Origin of the sequence: Celeribacter baekdonensis (genome assembly GCF_900102315.1) — a bacterium.
GTDB classification, from domain to species: Bacteria; Pseudomonadota; Alphaproteobacteria; order Rhodobacterales; family Rhodobacteraceae; genus Celeribacter; species Celeribacter baekdonensis.
Genome location: NZ_FNBL01000019.1, coordinates 13,636 through 32,013 on the forward strand (window position 1 = coordinate 13,636; position 18,378 = coordinate 32,013).

Consider the following 18,378-nt stretch of genomic DNA (forward strand, 5'->3'; position numbering starts at 1 on the left):
GTTTTTTCTTTCTGTTTCAAATGCATAATCGGATCAACGCAGCACAGGTACGTCCCACAGGTTGAGTTTGGTGCCGATGCCTTTGGCGATTGCGGTGCGATATACGCGCGTGCCCCAGGCCACATCTTCGACCGGCATCCCGCCGACCGAAAGCATGATGATCTCTTCGTCATTTTGACGCCCCGGAGTGGCCCCCGCACAAATGTCACCCAAATCCTCAAGATCGTCATGGGTCATTTTGCCCTCATGGATCATATCCATGAACCGCACGCCGATGACCGGAACGTGGACATGTGCGGGTTTTGGCAATTCTTCGAACCACGCCTCATAGAGGCCGATGTTGTCCATCACCTTGCGCACGTCTTTTTGCTCCATGCCCTCGTCAATTTCGCAGGACGCAGGCATCGACAGGAACGCACCGGGTTTGAGCCATTCGCGTTTGACAATCGGGTATTTCGACACGTCCCCGGTCTCGCCAGAGGCGCAGTAGGTCACAATGTCAGAACCACGCACGAGGGTTTCGATGTCGGTGACGATCTCGATATTGGTGATCTGCGGATAGGTCTCTTTGGTCCAAGAGATGAAACTGTCGAGGCTCTTTTGACCCCGGCCCTGAATTTTCAAAGTGTCGATACCCGGGCACGCCACCATGAAAGCCGCAAGGGAGGTCTTGCCCATTACGCCGGGGCCATAAACCGCCACCACTTTCGAGTCTTTGCGTGCCAAATGACGGGCGCCAACGCCCGGCACCGCACCCGTGCGGTAGGCCGATAACAGGTTGGCCGACATGATCGCCAGCGGCGCACCCGTGTCCGTATCGTTGAGCGTGAACATCAAAATGGAACGCGGCAGGCCCTTGTCCCGGTTGGCAATATTAGAGCCATACCATTTCACGCCCGTGGTGCCATATGTGCCACCAAGATAGGCCGGCATCGCCATGAAACGGCGATCCGCCGTGGGTTTTGGCATGTTCGGAAAGGGCGAATTTTCAGGGAAAACCACCATCGCGCCGTGGCTGTCATTGTTCGCGCCCGCCATGCGATAATCGCCTTTGTGCAGCAGCACGAACATGTCTTCCATGGCATCCACGCAACCGGCCATATCGGTCACGCCAGCTTTGATCATGTCTTGTTCATTGAGGTAGATGAAATCAATTTTGGGCAAGTCTGTCATGGGGCTCTCTTTTGGTCGCTGTGTCATGAGTCGCCATGGTTCCGAATGAACACGGGCGACGATCTGATGACCAGAAACGAGATTGTAGACTGGTTTGCCCATTGCGCGGCGCGTCATTTTTCCGATAGTTTACGCCATCCGAGCCTTATCCACACAATGCAGGGACATTTTCAATTTGGATGTCGCCAGTGCGGAAACCCTTTATCTTCAAGGATTCCAATCTCTGTGCGTGTTTTTCTAAGGTCTGCGCGAAATTTAAGCGCTTTGATGTCGTGGCGCATTTTCCATGGCAACTTATTGCGAATCCCCGCGCGGCGCGCATGATCAGATTGCGCGCATGTCTCGCAAAACACACTTGGTCATAGCGAGGACCCCGATGCCTTTACTTGGCGCGGCGAATGTTCGGACCATCTTTTATGGGCGCGCCAAAAGGCGGTGCCATCGGCGTATCCCAATGCCGTCGCAATGCGGCCAACACTTTGCGTGCCTTCCTGTAAGAGCATTTCGGCCCGAGTCCGCCGGATTTCATCAAGTAAAATCCGAACGCTCGTGCCCTCCTCCGCCAGCTTGCGCTGAAGGTTACGCGAGGACAGGCCCAGGGTTTCGGCCACCCGTTCAACGGACACGGGGCGCAACCCGAGAGACGAAGAGACGATGGAGCGCGTCGCCTCCGTGAGCGTGGATCGTCGCGGTGTTTTTTCAATCAAATCAGCGATGTGACGTTCCAACATAGACACCAGTGCGGTGTCTTCCGCACGGTAAATCTCCAACATCGGGCCACGATCCATCACCAGCCGGTTTGTCGCCTGACCATAAAGCACCGGGCACCCAAAATATCGGCGCAAAAACTGTGCGCTTTCTGGCTCCACATGTTCGAAATGAACCTGCTGAGGCGCCCAACGCCCAATGAAATTATCTCGGATCACCTGCGTGGTTGCGACAAGGGTGAATTCGGCGTCTTGCCTGCGGGGCCAGATGTGACCATCGACCAAACGATAGGACCAAAACACATCATCGCCATTTTCAATGAGCGCAACTTCGGTGCCTGTTTGAAGCGACCGCGTGGACCGTACAATCCGATCAATTCCGACATAAATTGACCGCGACAGGGACAAAAGGATGCCCATAGGACCAAGATCCCCGGCACGAATGTCGCTTCCGATCCGGGCTCCGATATGCTCATCCCCGGATAAAGCGGCGGCGCTTTCCATAAATCCCGCATATTCCATCACCGAAAGTCTGGCATAGGGATCCTTCAATATATCAAGGCTCATTCCATGTTTCGACAAAAGCGACTGAGTCGAAACGCCTCGCGCAATCAAACGATCAAGAACGGATCCAAGCACCGTACTGCGAATTGCTGCATGGCCGTGCGTCGCATCTGCCATCTGTTTAAATTTCCATCTGTTTGGAAAAGGAACTTGCGCAAATTATCGCTTTTTTGGCGCGTTTTGCAATGGCGGAAAACTGGGTGGATGACATGTTTAGGGGGCAAAGTGAAACTGACCTCTGATGCTCTCCTAGACTCATTGGATGGCGGTACATTGCATATAAAAACAAATACCGGCTTACAAAGCCGCTGATACGCTCGACAGGAGAGACATATGACCACGCTTTTGAAAATCGGCTCCGCCGCCGTGCTTGCCGCTATGCCTTTGGCAGCTTCTGCCGAATATCCCGAAAAACCCGTTGAGTTCGTCGTTCCCTTTCCACCCGGCGATTTGGAGGACATCCTGACCCGTATGATCGCCGACGAATTTCAGGCCACCTACGGAGTACCCGCGGCCGTGGTGAACAAACCCGGTGGTGGCGGTGGCCCGTTCCCCGGTGCGGTTGACGTGGCGTTGGCTCCGGCAGATGGTTACACTGTCGGCTCCTTCGTGATCGACGTGCCCATGGTCGGTCCATATATCGGCATCGGTCCGCTTGACCCCAACCCGTTTGAGCCTGTTGGTATTTTTCTCAGCTATCCGTTTGTTGTCGCCGCAGCGGGTGACGCGCCCTACACAACCATGGCAGAGCTTGCCGCCTACGCCAAAGATCACGACGTCGCTTTGGGCCATTTCGGCTCCGAAACAAGCCCGGCACGTCACACGCTTGCCCTAGCAAAAGAGCTTGGCTTTTCCTACGCATCCGATGCGGCCTTCGATGCACTCGATTGCAACACACTCGCCTCTGGGGACGCCGATGTCATCAACACCACACTGCAATTGATCCGTCCCTGTCTGGATGATCTCAACATTCTGATGTCGGTGACCAACAATCGCATTCCGCTTTTGCCGGATGTCCCAACCGCCGGAGAGATCGCAGCGGATCTGCCGTTCTCCACATGGAATGGCCTGTTCGTGCACAAGGACACACCGCAAGTGGCCCGTGACAAAATCGCAGCCATCGCAGAGAAAGTGATCCATTCTGATGCCGCAAAACAAATTGCCGCAGACACCGGCGCTGAAATCTATTGGCTCGACATTGAGGCGTCTGAAGCACAGATGCTCAAAGATACCGCAACGCTTCAACGGATCAGCGACTACATTGACTGATCATGCGCCTGCGATGACATCACTGCTGTCATATACTGACGACGGGGCTGCTCGGGCCCCGTCTCTTCTTCTTGCCTCAGGAGCCACGCCATGGAGCGCCTAAAATCCTTTGTTGAGCTGTTTCAGCGTCAACGTCGCCCCGGCGATTTCGTGTTTGCCACGGCGTTCATGGTCTTCGCCTTGGTGAGCCTGATGCTTTTGCCACAAGAAACCCGCTGGGTCGACAAAACCCCGCTGTTTGCCCAGCCCGCATTCTGGCCTGCTGTGGGGGTTTTTATGATGGTCGGTTTTGGCGCAATACATTTGATCGGCTCAATCGCCTCTGAACGCAGTCCGGGACGTGGCAAAGAGATGCTCTATTGGGCGCGGTCACTGGAATTCGTGGCGTGGTTTTTGGCCTATGTGCTCGCCGTGCCCGTGATAGGGTACCTGCCCGCCTCACTGCTCTTTTCCGTGCTGCTGGTCTGGCGCCTTGGTTATCGCAGTGTACAAAGTTTCGCCGTTGCCGCCGTCTTCGGCTTCACAGTCGTTGCCGTGTTTAAGGCCGGCCTCAATGTCAAAGTGCCCTCAGGCGCGCTGTATGCCTATCTTCCCGACAGCATCCGCACCTTCATGATGGTCAATTTCTAAAGGTTTCCGAAATGGATGCGCTACTTTCCGGTCTTTCCCTCCTGATGAGTTTCGACGTTTTGGTAGCCCTCATGATTGGCTCCATTGGTGGTGTGATCATCGGGGCCATTCCGGGCGTTGGTCCCGCTGTGGCAATCGCAATCCTGCTTCCCGCCACCTTTGCTTTGCCACCGCTGGTCGGTTTGGTGATGCTGTTGGGGATTTACGGGTCTTCGATGTTTGGCGGTTCGCTGCCTGCCGTGTTGATCAACACCCCCGGCACGGCGGTGAACGCACTGACCACCTATGACGGCTACCCGATGACCCAACGCGGCGAGGCGACCAAAGCGCTCGGCCTTGCCTATGGGGCATCATTTCTCAGTGGCATCCTGTCGATCCTCGCCTTGATCCTGTTGTCGCCGCTTCTGGCGAAAATCGCGCCGATGTTTGGCGCGCGCGAAATCTTCCTTGCCGCCCTGCTTGGCATCGTTTTGGTGATCGTCGCTCACCGTGGACAAATCGCGGCGGCGGGCATGATGGCGGGTCTGGGGATTTTGTTGCAATCCGTTGGCATGGAGCCGGTGAAATACACCATGCGCTTCACTTTTGGCCAGGACTGGCTGACCTCTGGTCTCGACCTGATTGTGGTGGTTTTGGGTCTGTTCGCGATCTCTCAGGCCTTCTCCTTGCTGGTCGATCCAGAAAGCGCCCCAGACGCCGCCCCGGTCAAAGGCGGCATGGGCCGCGAGATGCTCGGCGTGCTCAAATACAAACGGGTTGCCGCCACCGGATCATTCTTTGGCGTGGTGATGGGGATGATCCCCGGCGTCGGCGAATTCACCGCGCAATTCATGAGCTACACCCTTGCACGCAAACGGTCCAAGACGCCTGAGAAATTCGGCAAAGGCTCCGAAGAAGGCCTCGTCGCCTCCGAATCCGCCAACAACGCCGTGCCCGCCGCCGCGATGATCCCACTTTTGGCGCTTGGCATTCCGGGCGAAGCGTTGACAGCTATGATGTTGTCGGTGTTCTACGTCCATAATGTCGTCCCCGGTCCGGCACTGTTTCGCGATCATATCGACTTTATCTACGCGCTCTACATGGCGCTTTTGGCCCTCAATGTGATCGTCATCCTGTTTATGCTGGTCTCCTCCAATTGGCTGATCCGGTTGATCCGTATCCCCACGCGGTTCTTGGGCATGATGATCCTGATGCTGAGTTTTGTCGGCGTCTATTCGCTGCGCAACTCCGCCGTGGATTGCGCCATTGCCGCCGCCTTCGGGGTGCTTGGGTTGATCCTCAAACGTCTCCACCTTCCGGTGGTGCCGATCATCCTTGGCATGGTTTTGGGCAATATCATGGAGGTCAAACTCCGCGCCGCCATGGCCCGTGTGACCAGCCCGCTGGACTTTGTAGACCGACCGATTGCGGCGTTCCTTGCCATCGTCATCGTGGTGATCATCGCCTCCTCAATCCGCGCGGCCATCCAAAATCACCGCTTGAAAATGGTGCATTAGAGACTGAGCTGAAACGCAAAAGGGGCACCTCACGGTGCCCCTTTGTCGTGAAAACTGTAGCTCTGGATCAGGCCAGAACAAAATCAAACTGCGCCGTCCACTCTCCAGCCCGTTGTTCGCCTGCGGCCTCTTGGACGAAATCAACGATCAGATCGCCCTTCACACCAAAGACCGTATCACCCTCAAGATAGGGGTCACCCGCCACAAACGTGTGGGTGATCAACGGCTTATATCCCTCCGCCACCACGCGAAAATGGGTGTGCGCAGGACGGAACGGATGCCGCCCGATATGGCCCAGCATTTGCCCAACCGGACCGTCATCGGGGATCGGATAGGACACCGGCTTGATCCCGTAGAACCAGTAGCGCCCGTCAGGCCCGGTTTTAAACACCCCGCGATTGTTCCACTTGGGCTGAATATCGGGTTGTTGTACGTCGTAAAAGCCTTCCGCATTGTCGGACCAAACGTCAATCACAGCGCCCTCAATCGGGTTGCCGTCGATGTCCAGAATCCGCCCTTCAAACCGACAGCGTTCCCCTTTTCCGTCCAGTGAAATGTCAAAACCCATCGGACGTTCTGGCGCGCCTTCGACGTGAAACGGGCCGAACACGGTGGAGGGCGTCGCGCCCTTTGGTTTGCGGTTTTGGATCGCATCAACCAACATCGACACACCCAAGACATCCGACAACAGGATGTATTCCTGACGTTCCTCGGAACAAATCTGTCCGGTCGCCGTGAGGAATTCGATGGCCTTGCCCCATTCCGCTTCGGTCAGTTCCACGTCTTTGACAAAGGCGTGCAGATGCGCAACCAGCGCGCGCATCACCGTGGCCAACCGATCTGGCACCTCCGCACCCATACGGGCATTCACCACCTCGACGGATTTACTCTCTTCAAAATAGGCACTCATGCCTGTTCCTCCTCCCAAATATGTTTACGACTGCGGTGCTTCTCCACGCCAGGCGCGCGTCAACATCGCATTCAAAGCGGCCTCTTCGAGCGGGCGGGGATTGGCATAGGGGCTTTTCAGCGCCATCTGCGCCGCTTTGGTGATCCCGCTTTCGGGCATCCCAAGATCAGACAGCGCGCGTGGTGCCCCCAAACGGCCGGACAGATCAAAAATCGCCCGTGCCGGATCGGCCCCAAGCACCGATGTCAAACGCGCCATCACCGGGGCAATCGCCGGGGCGTTATAGGCAAGCGAATGCGGCAACATGACCGTGTGCGTTTCGGCATGGGGCAGATCGAAACTGCCGCCCAATGTGTGACAAATTTTGTGATGCAACGACATCGCCGCGCCATCAAGACACAGACCACAGAGCCACGATCCGTAGAAAAGTTTGGCGCGGATATCGACATCCTGCGGCGCATCCGCAAGCTTTGGCAGCGCCTCGGCCAAAACGCCGATGGCCTCCAGCGCCATGAGATCGCTGACCGGATTGGCATCAGGGGCATAGAGCGCCTCGACCGCATGGGCCATGGCGTTCATCCCCGAAAGCCCCGAAAGCCCGACCGGCAGCCCCAGCGTCAAATCGACGTCATAGATCACCATATCGGGACGGATTTTGGCGTCACGACGGGTCACTTTCTGACCACCTTCGGTTTCGCCCAAAATGTCGGTCATCTCAGAGCCGGAATAGGTCGTCGGCAGGCTGATATGCGCACAGCCTTGGCGTACAGCAAGCGCCTTGCCCAGACCGATTGTCGAGCCGCCCCCGATGGAGACAACCCCATCCGCTCCGCTCTCGTGATAGCTGCGCAGCGCCTCTTTGGTGACCTCAACCGGCGTGTGCATGGCGGCACCGGAAAACTGCGACCAGGAACGCGCCGCAAGCCCGTCAGACAGATCATCAACGGCGTTTACCTGATGTGGCGTGGTCAAAATCAGCGGATGGGTGATCCCCAACCGATCGAGTTCATCCCCAAGAGATCGACGTGCGCCCGACGCAAAAAGGACACGACGCGGGTGAGACAAATAGGTAAAATCTTTCATGGATTTCAAACTCTCAAGGCGGCAAGGGCAAATAAAATGCGGCGGGCCTCTTGCCGGACGACCCGCCGCAGTTGGTGCGAACGCGCTACATCATGTTGGGAACGAACAAGACGAGTGCGGGAAACGCGAGGATCAAGATCACGCGCAACACATCCACCAAAAGGAATGGCCCAAGACCGCGGAAGATCGTGCTGAGTTGCACATCTTTGACCACGGATTTGAGCACGAAAGCGTTTAGACCAACGGGCGGGGTGATATAGCTCACCTCGGTGACGATCACGACATAGATGCCAAACCAAATCAGATCGAACCCTTGGGCGGCGACGATGGGATAAAAGATCGGCACGGTGAGCGTGATCATCGACAGGCCCTCAAGGACACAGCCGAGGATCAGGTAAATCACCGTGATGATCCCGATCACCGCCAAAGGATGATCGCCCACGGACGTCACCAAAACCTGAATGTCACGGCTCATGCCCGACAGGTTGACGTAATTGGCGAATGTCAGCGCGCCGAACAGGATGAAAAACATCATCGCCGTGGTTTTGGCCGTCTCATAGAGGGTGACAAGCGTTTTGGTCACGGTCAGGCGACCTTGCAACAGCACCAAAAGGAACGCGCCCCCGGCCCCCATGCCGGCACTTTCCGTTGGGGTAAACACGCCAAAATAAATGCCGCCCATGACAAAGGCAAAAAGCCCAAGCGCCCCGGCCACCCCTTTGAGTGCGATGATGCGATCTTTGAGCGGTAGCTTGGACTCAATTGGCAAATCAAACTTGCCAAAATGGACCGAAATCCGAACCGCAAGCGCATATAGGATCACCCCCAAAATGCCCGGAAGGATGCCCGCGAGGAACAGCTTGCCAATGTCTTGCTGGGTCATGATGCCGTAAAACACCAGAATAACGGAGGGCGGAATCAGGATGCCCAAGGTGCCCCCCGCCGCGATGGACGCGGTCGAAAGACTGTCCGGGTAACCAAATTTACGCATGTTCGGCAGGGCGATTTTCGCCATGGTCGACGCGGTCGCCAAGGACGAGCCACAGACCGACGAAAACCCGCCACAGGCCACAACGGTCGCCACGGCCAACCCGCCTTTGCGATGCCGAAGCCACGCATAAGCGGCAGAATAGAGATCACGCGCGATGCCCGATTGCACCACGAAATTCCCCATCATCAAAAACAGCGGCAGGATCGACAGCGAATAGCTGCGGCTGTGTTCGAAATAGGTTTGCCCCAAAAGCGAAAAAGATGGGGACCAGCCAATAATGGCCGCTGTGCCCGCCGTGCCGATCAGAGCCAAGGCAAAGGAAATCGGGACGCCAAGAAACAACAGGATAAAGAGGACAAGCGTCCCGAATTCCCAATGGGCCATAAGTTGAGCCATCATCAGGCCTCCTTTTTCGGGCGGTAAAAGACTTCGGCCAAGGTGAGTGCCACCGCGACCCACGTGAGCGAAGATGCCAGATATCCGATGGGTGCCACGGGCAGTTCCAATGTCGCAGTGGTGCCGCCATAGCTGGCGACCTGAGCCGCAGTGATCCAAAGACGCCAGGCAATGACGCCAAGCACGCCCGCCGACATCAGCAAAACCACAGGTTCACGCAGCCGATTGATCCAATCCGGCAGGCGGTCAATAAAAAGATCGACCGTCACATGTTCCCGATCAAGGCTCGCCGCCGGGAGACCCAAAAAAATGATCGCGGCCAAGAGCATTTCGGTCAGTTCCGTCGATCCCGGCACCGGCGCATTCATCAAATAGCGCCCCAACACGTCGAAGACGGTCAAACCCATCATCAAGATCAAAAGCACGGCACAGAGCCAGGCAATCACATGGTGAAAAGGTCGGGCCACCGCACGCGGCAGCCCATCCTCATGACGTCCGGCAATAAGTTCGGACAGGTTCATCATTTTTCAGACTCGATTTTAGCGATCTCGGACAGCATCATGTCATAGGCCGCCTGACCATCGACACCCGCTTCTGTGATCTGCGCGATCCGCTCTTCAACGATCGGCGCAAGACGGGTCTTGAGCGCGGCAACCTCTTCGTCAGAGGCGGCTTTTATGGTGATTTTCCCGTCCATCTCGGCCCGACCCTTGGCATCGGCCGCGTTCCACATCTCACCCGCACGGCGCGCAAAGGCTTCGCCCAAAAGCGGTTCGATGAGGGCCTGATCCTCAGCCGAAATACTGTTCCATTTGGCCTCATTCATGACCACGAACATGGCGGAATTATAAAGCCCACCTTTGACGGTGTAGCCATAGTCCAAGATGTCTTCGAGACTAAAAAAGGTCACTGTTTCAAACGGAAAGAAGATGCCGTCCGCAACACCTTGGCTCAAAAGCTCATAGGCTTTGGACGACGGGCCTTCGACCGGAACCGCGCCCAAATTGGTCGCAATATCATGCGCCATGGTGGACCCGATGCGGATTTTTTGACCCGACACCTCTTCTGCGGTCTCAATCGGTTTGCGCGAGAAAATCTCGCCAGGGCCATGGGTGAACACGGTCAAAACCTTAACGCCGTCATATTCACCCGCATCTTTCAACATCGCGTCTTGAACCCGCCAAAAGGCAACAGACGTGGCCACGGCATCGTCCGAGAGGAACGGCATTTCCCCCAACACGGAGGTTTTAAACCGACCCGGCGTGTAGCCATGCACCGAATAAGTGATGTCGGCGATGCCGTTTTTGGCCAAATCAAACGCCGCAGGGGGCGGGCCAAGCGGGGCGGGCAGAATGTTGATTTTAACGCGACCTTCGGTGACTTTTTCAATGTCCGCGGCCCATGGCACGAACAACTCGGCCACTTGCGGATGGGTCGGGGGGAGCCAGCTGTTCATGGTGAGAACGGTCTCGGCAAATGCCGCGCTGGAAAAGAGTGCGATGGCTGTCGCCGTGGCGGCGATCTTTTTAAGTTTCATGTTCATTTTCACATTCCCTATTGGTGCATTTTGATGGTATGACGCCCTTCGCGGGGTGTTCTTTAGTTATTGGAAAATCACCGCATCATACTGATACATATATGTTATTATATAATCCACGCGACGAAAACGGGACTTGGAGAGACCGATAATGACCAAAATAGTGCCCCCCGAAGAGTCCCAAAAACCCGATCATTTCCGTGATACATGGCCCTATTTTTGGATCAACCGGGTCAACGCCTTTTACACACGCGCGCTTGAAAGACGGCTCAAACCCTTGGGTGTCGATGCGCCACGCTGGCGCGTTCTGATCTCGCTGTACCAACAGGACTACATGTCGGTCTCCGAGGTTGCGGATTTTTCCACCCTCAAACTCAACACCACCACCAAGATCGTTCAGCGCATGATCGTCGATGGTTTGGTCGAAACCCGCGTGCGCCCCACGGACGGGCGCGTGACCGAAGTCTGCCTGACCGAAAAGGGCGACGATCTGCGCGCCAAGGCGCTCAATGAGGTTTACCGCATTCGCGACGAAAGTTTTCACAACGTCACGCCCGCAGAGATCAAAACCCTGAACACCATCCTTGAAAAGATCACAACGGACCTCGGCCGGATTATCTGAGTTCAAGGTGAGGTTCACGCCTGCTCCTCCGTCACAAGATGGTGGAAATCCCGGCTAAACCACACCAGCCCATGACGCGCTTTGGCACTCATGCGGACCTCTTCGACCTGACAGAAAAACACCGAATGCGTGCCCTCTTCTTGGCGGCCAGTGATGCGGCAATCAAACGCGACATTGGCATCCGTCAGCATCGGTGCACCGGTTGGACCCGCCTCCCAGTTGCCAAAGGAAAACCGGTCCACGCCTTCGACAAAGCGGGCGAAAATGCCGGAAAGCTCTTGGTGTTCGGCAGCCAAAACATTGACCGCAAGCACGCCGTTTTCCACGAATTTATCATGCGCAAACGCGCGGGTATTGATGCAGACCAACAGCGTCGGCGGATTGTCCGTCACCGAACACACAGCCGAAGCGGTGATGCCGTGCTTGCCCGCTGGCCCATCGGTGGTGATCAGGTTCACAGCGGCGCCAAGGCGGCTCATGCCTTCGCGAAAATCCTGTTGGGTTTGAGTCAGCTCCATCATCATCCCCTTAAATATCCAACACAAGTTTTGGGCCTTTGGCCCGCGAACAACAGACGCACATCACGTCGCCATCTTCGCGTTCCTCTTCGGTCAAAAACTGATCCCGGTGATCAATCTCGCCCTTAAGAACATCGGTCAAACAGGTGCCACAGACACCCTCTTCGCATTTCACTTCAACCTTGATGCCCGCACGCGCCAGAGCTTTGGCGATGGTGTCATCGGACGCGACCGTCAGCGTCACACCACTTTCGCGGCATTCGACTTCAAAGCTATCGCCCGTAAGGTCCACATCCGCCGAGAAATATTCGCGGTGGACATTGGCGCTGGCGTGACCGGCGGCCTCTGCGGTCTCGATGACCCAATCCATGAACCCTTGCGGGCCACAGACATAAAGATGGGTCGCCGCAGACGGCGCGGGAAGATCGCGCGTGAGATCAAGCCGTTGTGCGGGGTCTTGGTCGTCAAAGTGAAACACCACCTTATCGGCAAACCCACAGCTCTCAAGCGCGTCGCGAAAGGCCGTCACATCCGCCGAGCGGGTGCAATAATGCAGCGTGAAGTCCTTGCCGATGGCGTACAACCGTTTGGCCATGGCGATCATCGGTGTGATGCCAATGCCACCGCCCAAAAGCACGGTGGTCTGGGCCGTTTCATCCAACGGGAAGTGATTGCGCGGACCTTCAACGGTGAACACCGCGCCTTCTACAGCCGTTTCGTGGACCTTAAGTGACCCACCACGACTGTTCGGGTCTTTGAGGACACCGATTTCGTAAAATCCGGTTTCCGCCGGATCGGAGCAGAGCGAGTATTGCCGCCACATATCGAGGTCAGGCAAATAGAGATCAAGATGCGCACCGGCCGCAAACGGGCGAATGTCCCCGCCGTTTTCCGGCACGAACCGAATGCGGGAAATCCCGCCACGGTCATCCATTCGGGCGCTGACCTTTAGCTTTTGTGCGTTGTTTTCGGTCATGATTACCTCACATACAGCCCGCCGTTGACGTCCCAACAGGCACCGTTGACAAAGCCCGCGTCAGGGCCCGCCAACATGACAACCATCTTGGCCACAAAATCAGGATCGCCGAGTTTTTTGACCGGGATGCCCGCAATGGCGTTGTCGATAGTGTCGCCCAAAACCGCGCGCACCATTGGCGTGTCCATCGGGCCCGGTGCGATGGCGTTACACGTCACGCCAAACGGTGCGAGGTCGCGGGCAAAGATTTTGGTCAGCGTCAGGATTGCGCCTTTCGAGGCCGCATAATGCGCCCCGGTGGCGGTGCCGCCGTTTTGACCAGCCAAGGAGGCCATGTTGATCAAACGACCGTAGCCTTGCGCTTTGAAATAGCGGCCAAAAATCTGACAGCCCGCAAAAGTACCACCGGCGTTTGTCGCCATCACCTCGTTGAAAAACGCGGGATCAATGTCGAGCACATTTTGCACAGCGGTGCGCGCGGCGTTGTTGACCAGAACCTCGACCGAGCCATAGCGTTCAACACATTTGTCGAGCACCGTTTGGAAATCCTCAGGCTTGGAAACATCCAATGTGGCCGTGATCGCGGTCTCTCCCGCCAAGTCCAGTTCAGAGGCCAAAGCTTTGGCCTCTTCGCCCGGATTCACATCGGTGATGACCACACGGTAGCCCGCTTTGTGCAGCGCCCGGACGGCCTGCGCGCCAAAGCCGCGCGCACCGCCCGTGACCACTGCGGTCGGGATGTGTTCTGGAAGAGGCGCGCCCATCAGAACAAATAGCTGAACGAATTCAGCATCCCATCAGAGTTCAAAAGACGGATGATCTTTTGGTGCAATCTGAAACCGCCCTCAGTGGCTTTGAGGGTGTATGCGACATTGCCCGCCCACACGCGTTGACGGCCAAATTTGTCCTCGATGACATGTTCCGCGCAGGTCACGGTGACCAAATCGCCCTCTGTGCCCTCGATTCGAAACCGCGACAGTGTGCGCACGGTTTGAGCGGGCGGCGCGGACGAGATGGAAAAGCCTTGGTGAAAACGGCCAATCCGGTCTTTGCGCATTTTGGCGTTGTCATAGCACAGGTTGACGCTGTTTTTGAAATCCACCGTGTCGCCGATCGGCATGATGTAAAGGCCATCAGCGGTCCACAGGTCCAGCCACTCGTCATATTCCTTGGCATCCAGCATCGCGCCTTCGGCCCAGATGAAGGCTGTGACATCGGCCAACAGGGATTTGGTGTCGATTTTGCTCATCTCAGTCATTTTGCCATCAAGCCTTTCCACATTTTGTAAGCGGCACGCATGCCGGTCTCAGCGGAGATGTGACCACGCGGCCCCGTTGGGCCATCGACCTCATCGACCATGCCGCGGTTCACAAGGATCTTGAGGTCCTCGCCACCTTTGGTGCCGCGCTGAATGCGCTCCCACACTTCGGCGTCGTCCGGCGAACCAAAGCCCATCGGCCCTTGGAAATGCTCATGCAAACGAATCCGCGCTTGGTTGGCGGCGTCCGGGCCGCCGTCCATGCCGATGGCAATGTGGCGGATGTCGGTTTGTTCAACCGAAATCGGCGTGAGCACGCGAAAGAACGCCAGAGAGAAGGACACATTGGGGAAAAGGTTGAGGTTGAACCCCGCCCCGCCCACGGCACGGACGATTTTCTTGACCTGATCCTCGGGATAGCCTTCGTCACGGATTTCTTGTGCCAGCTCTTCAAAACGGGCCGGGATCGGCGCGTCGAGATTGGCGTCGAGGTCTTCAAGCTCCGGGATCATCATCATGATCGAGTGACCGTTGCCCAGATCCTCAACCCAGCCTTTGCCCTTGTCGAGGAAGTCGAACATCTCTTCGGTCTGACCGTCGAGCGTTTGCATAAAGCTCTTGTGCACGACCGGGAAATGATAGGCGTCGGTGGTATTTTCCAACTGCACTTTCCAGTTCATCGGCACGGTGAACTGATGCTCGCCCAAAACCTTGACCGGGAAGCCACCGCCCTGTTTCATGAACAGGTCGATATAGCGACACACCGCCTCGCCCAGAAACTCTTCGAGCGGTTCGATGTCTTCTTTGAAGGTTGCAAACACCATGCCGTTGTAGGATTCGGTGCGCAATTTCAACAGGCCATGCTGAGCCTTGTCGAAATCGTCGCCATACTGTTCCGGGTAGGGCAGCGCGCGCAAAGAGCCGTCAAGCCCATAGCCCCAACCGTGATAGGGGCATTGGAACGACGAGGTCTTGCCCTTTTTGACTTCGCACACCGTGGCGGCGCGGTGACGGCAACGGTTGACCATGCAATGGATTTTGCCCTTGCGGTCGCGCACCACGATCACCGGTTCAAGACCGACGTTGGAGAGTTTGAACGAGCCCTTGTCAGGGAATTCGCTTTCATGTGCGATCCAGACCCAGGTGTTTTTGAAAATCTTTTCCATCTCTTCGGCAAAGAGATCAGGATCTTCGTACATGGCGGTTCCGACCAGCGCATTCTCTTCGTCGTAGAGCGCGTCAAGGTCACTGAACTTTGGCATATCGAGAGACATATCAGCTCCTTCTCAGTGGCATCGGGGCGGCGTGCAAACGGCACACCCCGTAAAATTAAAGTTGCGGGATTTCCAAAGCGCGGCCCATGCGCGCCTCAACGGTCATGTATTTCCAAAGGCGGTCGTTGCCCTCGCCCACCACGATGGTGCGCAGCAGGTTGCACGCGGCTTGGACGTCTTCACGGGTCGGGAAATCACAGAGCATGTACCATGTGAACGGAAAGCCAGAGGAAGCCCCGACCATGGTCTGATCGTCATCAAACGTCCCGACGATTTCGACGCCCTCCATCTGGTCAATGCCGGACATCAACTCTTGGGTGGCTTTCCAAACCGGGCCGATTTGGTCAAACGGCAGGCTGAAAAACGTCGGATGGTTGTTAAAGCACAACAGGGTGCGGATCGGCTTTTGGTCGCTCATGGGGTTGTCCTCTTTCGGGAATATTTCGTGCAATCAATCGGTTGTCTTAGGGGTAGCCGGGCATGGTCGGTTGATCGAAAAAACCGGCCCCCGCAGCGGTCCAGGTGCCCTCGCCCATAAAGGCGTGTTGGGCGACACAGGCCGCATCCACCATGCACCGCCCCAAGGTATGGCCCGTTTCCATCACGCCAGAGCCACCGATGACAAAGGCAATGCGTGCCGCCTCTGCGCCATCGCGGGCGGCTTTTGTCGCCACCAGACGCAGGCGGATTTTCATGTCCTGTGACACATCGCCGGTGGTCTTGAGCTGATCCCAAGCCGCCTCAATCGTGTCGTAAAATGCTGCGCGCGCACCCATCAAGATGCTCTGAGCCTTGGCGAATTCGCTCTGCACATAGGGGCGTGCGCCGGGGTTTGGCGCGCCAGTGATCGACGCGCGTTCAGCGGCGTCTTTGACCAAGAAATCAAGCGCTTCACGTGCAGCACCCAAGGCCACCACAGCCAAAACCTGTGCCGCCAGTGCCATCGCCGGATATTTGAAAATCAGATCGTCCATCTCGGGTTTGCCGCCACGGATAAAGGTCCACTCAGGGGCAATCACGACATCTTCGACCACCGCGTCATGCGATCCGGTCGCAGACAAGCCAATGGTGTTCCACGTCTCATCAACAAACACCTTGTTGCGCGGCAACACGGCCACACGAGGCAGCGGCGTGTCATCCCCTTCGACCTTGATGCCCGCGCCAACCAGCGAGGCCCCCATGATGCCAGAGCACCACGGCCAGCGGCCTTTGACCTTGAACCCGCCATCGACTTTGTCGGCCTTTTGCGGCGGGAACATTGCGCCCGCGAACACGGTGTTTGGGTCTTTGCCGTAGATTTCCGCATAGGTCTGCGACGGCAGTGCCGCCAAATAGGTGGCGGAGACACCAAAACTTGCGACCCACCCCGTAGAGGCATCCGCGGCAGAAATATCTTCGATCAGACGACAAAACTCAGCCGGTGTTTTTTCAGCGCCGCCAAACCGGGCGGGCACAAAAGAACGGTAAACGCCAATGTGTTGCAGCCGCTCCACCACATCCAATGGCACATGGCGAAGCTGGGTAAATTCGGCCCGGCGGGCACGGATTTGATCCAAGACAGAGATGTAGAGGGCATCATGTGCCTGATCCGCGGAGAGTTTTGACAGTGAGGTCATTGGCTTTGGTCCTTTGACTGAAAATCGGGAACACAAGAGACGATCCAGCGCGCAATCGCGCACAGTCGGGCCTCTTCGCCTTTACGGCCAACCAATTGCAGCCCGATGGGCAAGCCGGAGTTGGTGCGCGCGGGCAAGGTGATGGCGGGGTGGCCGCTGAGGTTAAACGGGCGCAAAAAGCGCGTCAGCGGCAGAATGGTTTGTGGGTCTTGCGCCTCGCTCAGCGTCGGCGGAATCACCGGCAATGCGGGCGTGACAAGCGCATCATACTGATCCAAAAGCGCGTCAACTTCGGCAGTGAAGGCGGTGCGCACCGCTTCGGCCTCGGCCAATTGCGCCTCGGTCACGTGGCGCGCCGCCGTCAGGCGTTTGCGAATATCCGCGCCAAGGGGCGCGCCTTCGTCGAGCAAATGCCCAAACGCGGCAGCAGTTTCATAGGAAATCACTGTCATTCCGGCCTGAAACGCGGCTTCAAAATGCGTGAGGCACTCGTAGCCCATACCCGGATAGGCGTCCATCAAGGCATAGACCAAAGGATCGCCCACTTCGGCCACAGGATCGGATTTGATCCGGGTCAATTTGGGAGCGTTGATGAGGGTTTCGGAGGTAAAGGTCGGGTCCATTGCCGCCATCGCGGTCTCGATCATATCCATGTCGCGGGCAAAGGCCCCGACACAATCAAGCGAGCTGTTTTTGGGCGACAGACCCTTGCGGCTGATCCGGCCAAAGGTGGGCTTGATCCCGATCACACCACAGCAAATCGCAGGCTGGCGCACCGATCCGCCGGTGTCCGTGCCAATGGCAAAATCACATAGACCTGCGGCCACAGCGACGGCGGAACCGGAAGACGACCCGCCGGGAATGCGGTCCGGCCAATTGGGGTTCACCGGGGTGCCGTGAAATCCGTTCACGCCCGTCATTCCAAAGGCCAGTTCGTGCATATTGGCTTTGCCGATGATCCGACACCCGGCCGTCAACAGGGCCTCGACCACGGCGGCGTTTTCAAGGGCTGGCGCGGCAGAGGCAAAGGCTTCTGAGCCACAGCCCGTCACCGTGCCGGCAATGTCGATGCAATCTTTGATCACGACGGTTGGCCCAGTGCCGCCCATAGACAGCTCTTGGACCAGCGCGTGAGAGCTGGTGGCATGTGCGTTCATTTTCTGGTCCCTGTTTGGGCTTTGACGTCATCTCGCGTGACGCTGTTACAGTAATCTTCACGTATTTACGTCACAGGTCAAGTGAAAGATGAAACAATTTCTTTGCGCATTTACGGAGAGTGCTGTAAAACCTATTTACGGTAATTTTACTGCTTTAATTGCAGGCAACACGCCTCCGCAAAGCTCAATTTTTGCCCGAGG

Annotated in this window: 19 protein-coding genes; 4 read left to right on the forward strand and 15 right to left on the reverse strand. The window is 56.8% G+C overall.

Annotated elements, in window-relative coordinates:
* Positions 1-33: 33 nt before the first annotated feature.
* Positions 34-1,173: an ornithine cyclodeaminase family protein gene (locus tag BLT54_RS20280; protein WP_074647269.1), complete on the reverse strand. Its 1,140-nt coding sequence runs from the start codon at positions 1,171-1,173 to the stop codon at positions 34-36.
* A 359-nt stretch (positions 1,174-1,532) separates the two neighbouring features.
* On the reverse strand, positions 1,533-2,561 hold the full coding sequence (locus BLT54_RS20285) for an AraC family transcriptional regulator (protein WP_074647270.1): 1,029 nt from the start codon (positions 2,559-2,561) through the stop codon (positions 1,533-1,535).
* 216 nt (positions 2,562-2,777) lie between these two features.
* Here BLT54_RS20285 and BLT54_RS20290 point away from each other — a divergent pair, with 216 nt between their 5' ends.
* The 3 genes from BLT54_RS20290 to BLT54_RS20300 all read left to right on the forward strand — a co-directional run bounded on the left by BLT54_RS20290 (position 2,778) and on the right by BLT54_RS20300 (position 5,839).
* Positions 2,778-3,713 carry a tripartite tricarboxylate transporter substrate-binding protein gene (locus tag BLT54_RS20290; RefSeq protein ID WP_074647271.1) on the forward strand — a complete coding sequence of 312 codons (936 nt, stop codon included), beginning with the start codon at positions 2,778-2,780 and terminating at the stop codon, positions 3,711-3,713.
* Between the two features lie 90 nt (positions 3,714-3,803).
* A complete protein-coding gene (locus BLT54_RS20295) occupies positions 3,804-4,343 on the forward strand; it encodes a tripartite tricarboxylate transporter TctB family protein (protein ID WP_074647272.1) in 540 nt (179 codons plus the stop codon).
* A gap of 11 nt (positions 4,344-4,354) precedes the next feature.
* Positions 4,355-5,839, forward strand: coding sequence for a tripartite tricarboxylate transporter permease (locus tag BLT54_RS20300; protein ID WP_074647273.1), 1,485 nt, complete (start codon positions 4,355-4,357; stop codon positions 5,837-5,839).
* Positions 5,840-5,906: 67 nt separating this feature from the next.
* On the opposite strand, the gene BLT54_RS20305 is transcribed toward BLT54_RS20300, so the two are convergent.
* The 5 genes from BLT54_RS20305 to BLT54_RS20325 form a co-directional block, all read right to left on the reverse strand.
* Positions 5,907-6,749 carry an intradiol ring-cleavage dioxygenase gene (locus BLT54_RS20305; protein WP_074647274.1) on the reverse strand — a complete coding sequence of 281 codons (843 nt, stop codon included), beginning with the start codon at positions 6,747-6,749 and terminating at the stop codon, positions 5,907-5,909.
* 24 nt (positions 6,750-6,773) lie between these two features.
* Entirely contained in the window at positions 6,774-7,832 is a 1,059-nt protein-coding gene (locus tag BLT54_RS20310) for a maleylacetate reductase (protein ID WP_074647275.1), read from the reverse strand.
* An 85-nt stretch (positions 7,833-7,917) separates the two neighbouring features.
* Positions 7,918-9,207, reverse strand: a complete 1,290-nt coding sequence (locus tag BLT54_RS20315) for a TRAP transporter large permease (protein WP_074647315.1) — start codon at positions 9,205-9,207, stop codon at positions 7,918-7,920.
* A gap of 14 nt (positions 9,208-9,221) precedes the next feature.
* A complete protein-coding gene (locus BLT54_RS20320; protein ID WP_245708081.1) occupies positions 9,222-9,743 on the reverse strand; it encodes a TRAP transporter small permease in 522 nt (173 codons plus the stop codon).
* Positions 9,740-10,762, reverse strand: coding sequence for a TRAP transporter substrate-binding protein (locus BLT54_RS20325; protein ID WP_074647276.1), 1,023 nt, complete (start codon positions 10,760-10,762; stop codon positions 9,740-9,742). The genes BLT54_RS20320 and BLT54_RS20325 overlap by 4 nt, the downstream gene beginning before the upstream one ends.
* A gap of 145 nt (positions 10,763-10,907) precedes the next feature.
* Here BLT54_RS20325 and BLT54_RS20330 point away from each other — a divergent pair, with 145 nt between their 5' ends.
* Positions 10,908-11,378 (forward strand): MarR family winged helix-turn-helix transcriptional regulator, encoded by a 471-nt coding sequence (locus BLT54_RS20330; protein ID WP_074647277.1) that lies wholly within the window; start codon positions 10,908-10,910, stop codon positions 11,376-11,378.
* Positions 11,379-11,392: 14 nt separating this feature from the next.
* On the opposite strand, the gene BLT54_RS20335 is transcribed toward BLT54_RS20330, so the two are convergent.
* Genes BLT54_RS20335 through BLT54_RS20370 form a run of 8 tightly spaced genes read right to left on the reverse strand, consistent with a single transcriptional unit; the run spans position 11,393 to position 18,177 of the window.
* Entirely contained in the window at positions 11,393-11,896 is a 504-nt protein-coding gene (locus BLT54_RS20335; RefSeq protein ID WP_074647317.1) for a flavin reductase, read from the reverse strand.
* Positions 11,897-11,906: 10 nt separating this feature from the next.
* Positions 11,907-12,872: a PDR/VanB family oxidoreductase gene (locus tag BLT54_RS20340; protein WP_074647278.1), complete on the reverse strand. Its 966-nt coding sequence runs from the start codon at positions 12,870-12,872 to the stop codon at positions 11,907-11,909.
* 2 nt (positions 12,873-12,874) lie between these two features.
* On the reverse strand, positions 12,875-13,636 hold the full coding sequence (locus BLT54_RS20345; protein ID WP_074647279.1) for an SDR family NAD(P)-dependent oxidoreductase: 762 nt from the start codon (positions 13,634-13,636) through the stop codon (positions 12,875-12,877).
* Positions 13,636-14,130 (reverse strand): aromatic-ring-hydroxylating dioxygenase subunit beta, encoded by a 495-nt coding sequence (locus BLT54_RS20350; protein WP_074647280.1) that lies wholly within the window; start codon positions 14,128-14,130, stop codon positions 13,636-13,638. The genes BLT54_RS20345 and BLT54_RS20350 overlap by 1 nt, the downstream gene beginning before the upstream one ends.
* Positions 14,127-15,404, reverse strand: a complete 1,278-nt coding sequence (locus tag BLT54_RS20355; protein ID WP_074647281.1) for an aromatic ring-hydroxylating dioxygenase subunit alpha — start codon at positions 15,402-15,404, stop codon at positions 14,127-14,129. The genes BLT54_RS20350 and BLT54_RS20355 overlap by 4 nt, the downstream gene beginning before the upstream one ends.
* A 55-nt stretch (positions 15,405-15,459) precedes the next feature.
* Positions 15,460-15,822: a hypothetical protein gene (locus BLT54_RS20360; protein WP_009573193.1), complete on the reverse strand. Its 363-nt coding sequence runs from the start codon at positions 15,820-15,822 to the stop codon at positions 15,460-15,462.
* Positions 15,823-15,868: 46 nt separating this feature from the next.
* Positions 15,869-17,020: an acyl-CoA dehydrogenase family protein gene (locus BLT54_RS20365; protein ID WP_074647282.1), complete on the reverse strand. Its 1,152-nt coding sequence runs from the start codon at positions 17,018-17,020 to the stop codon at positions 15,869-15,871.
* Positions 17,017-18,177, reverse strand: coding sequence for an amidase (locus BLT54_RS20370; RefSeq protein WP_074647283.1), 1,161 nt, complete (start codon positions 18,175-18,177; stop codon positions 17,017-17,019). Before BLT54_RS20370 ends, BLT54_RS20365 begins: the two co-directional genes overlap by 4 nt.
* Positions 18,178-18,378 lie beyond the last annotated feature (201 nt).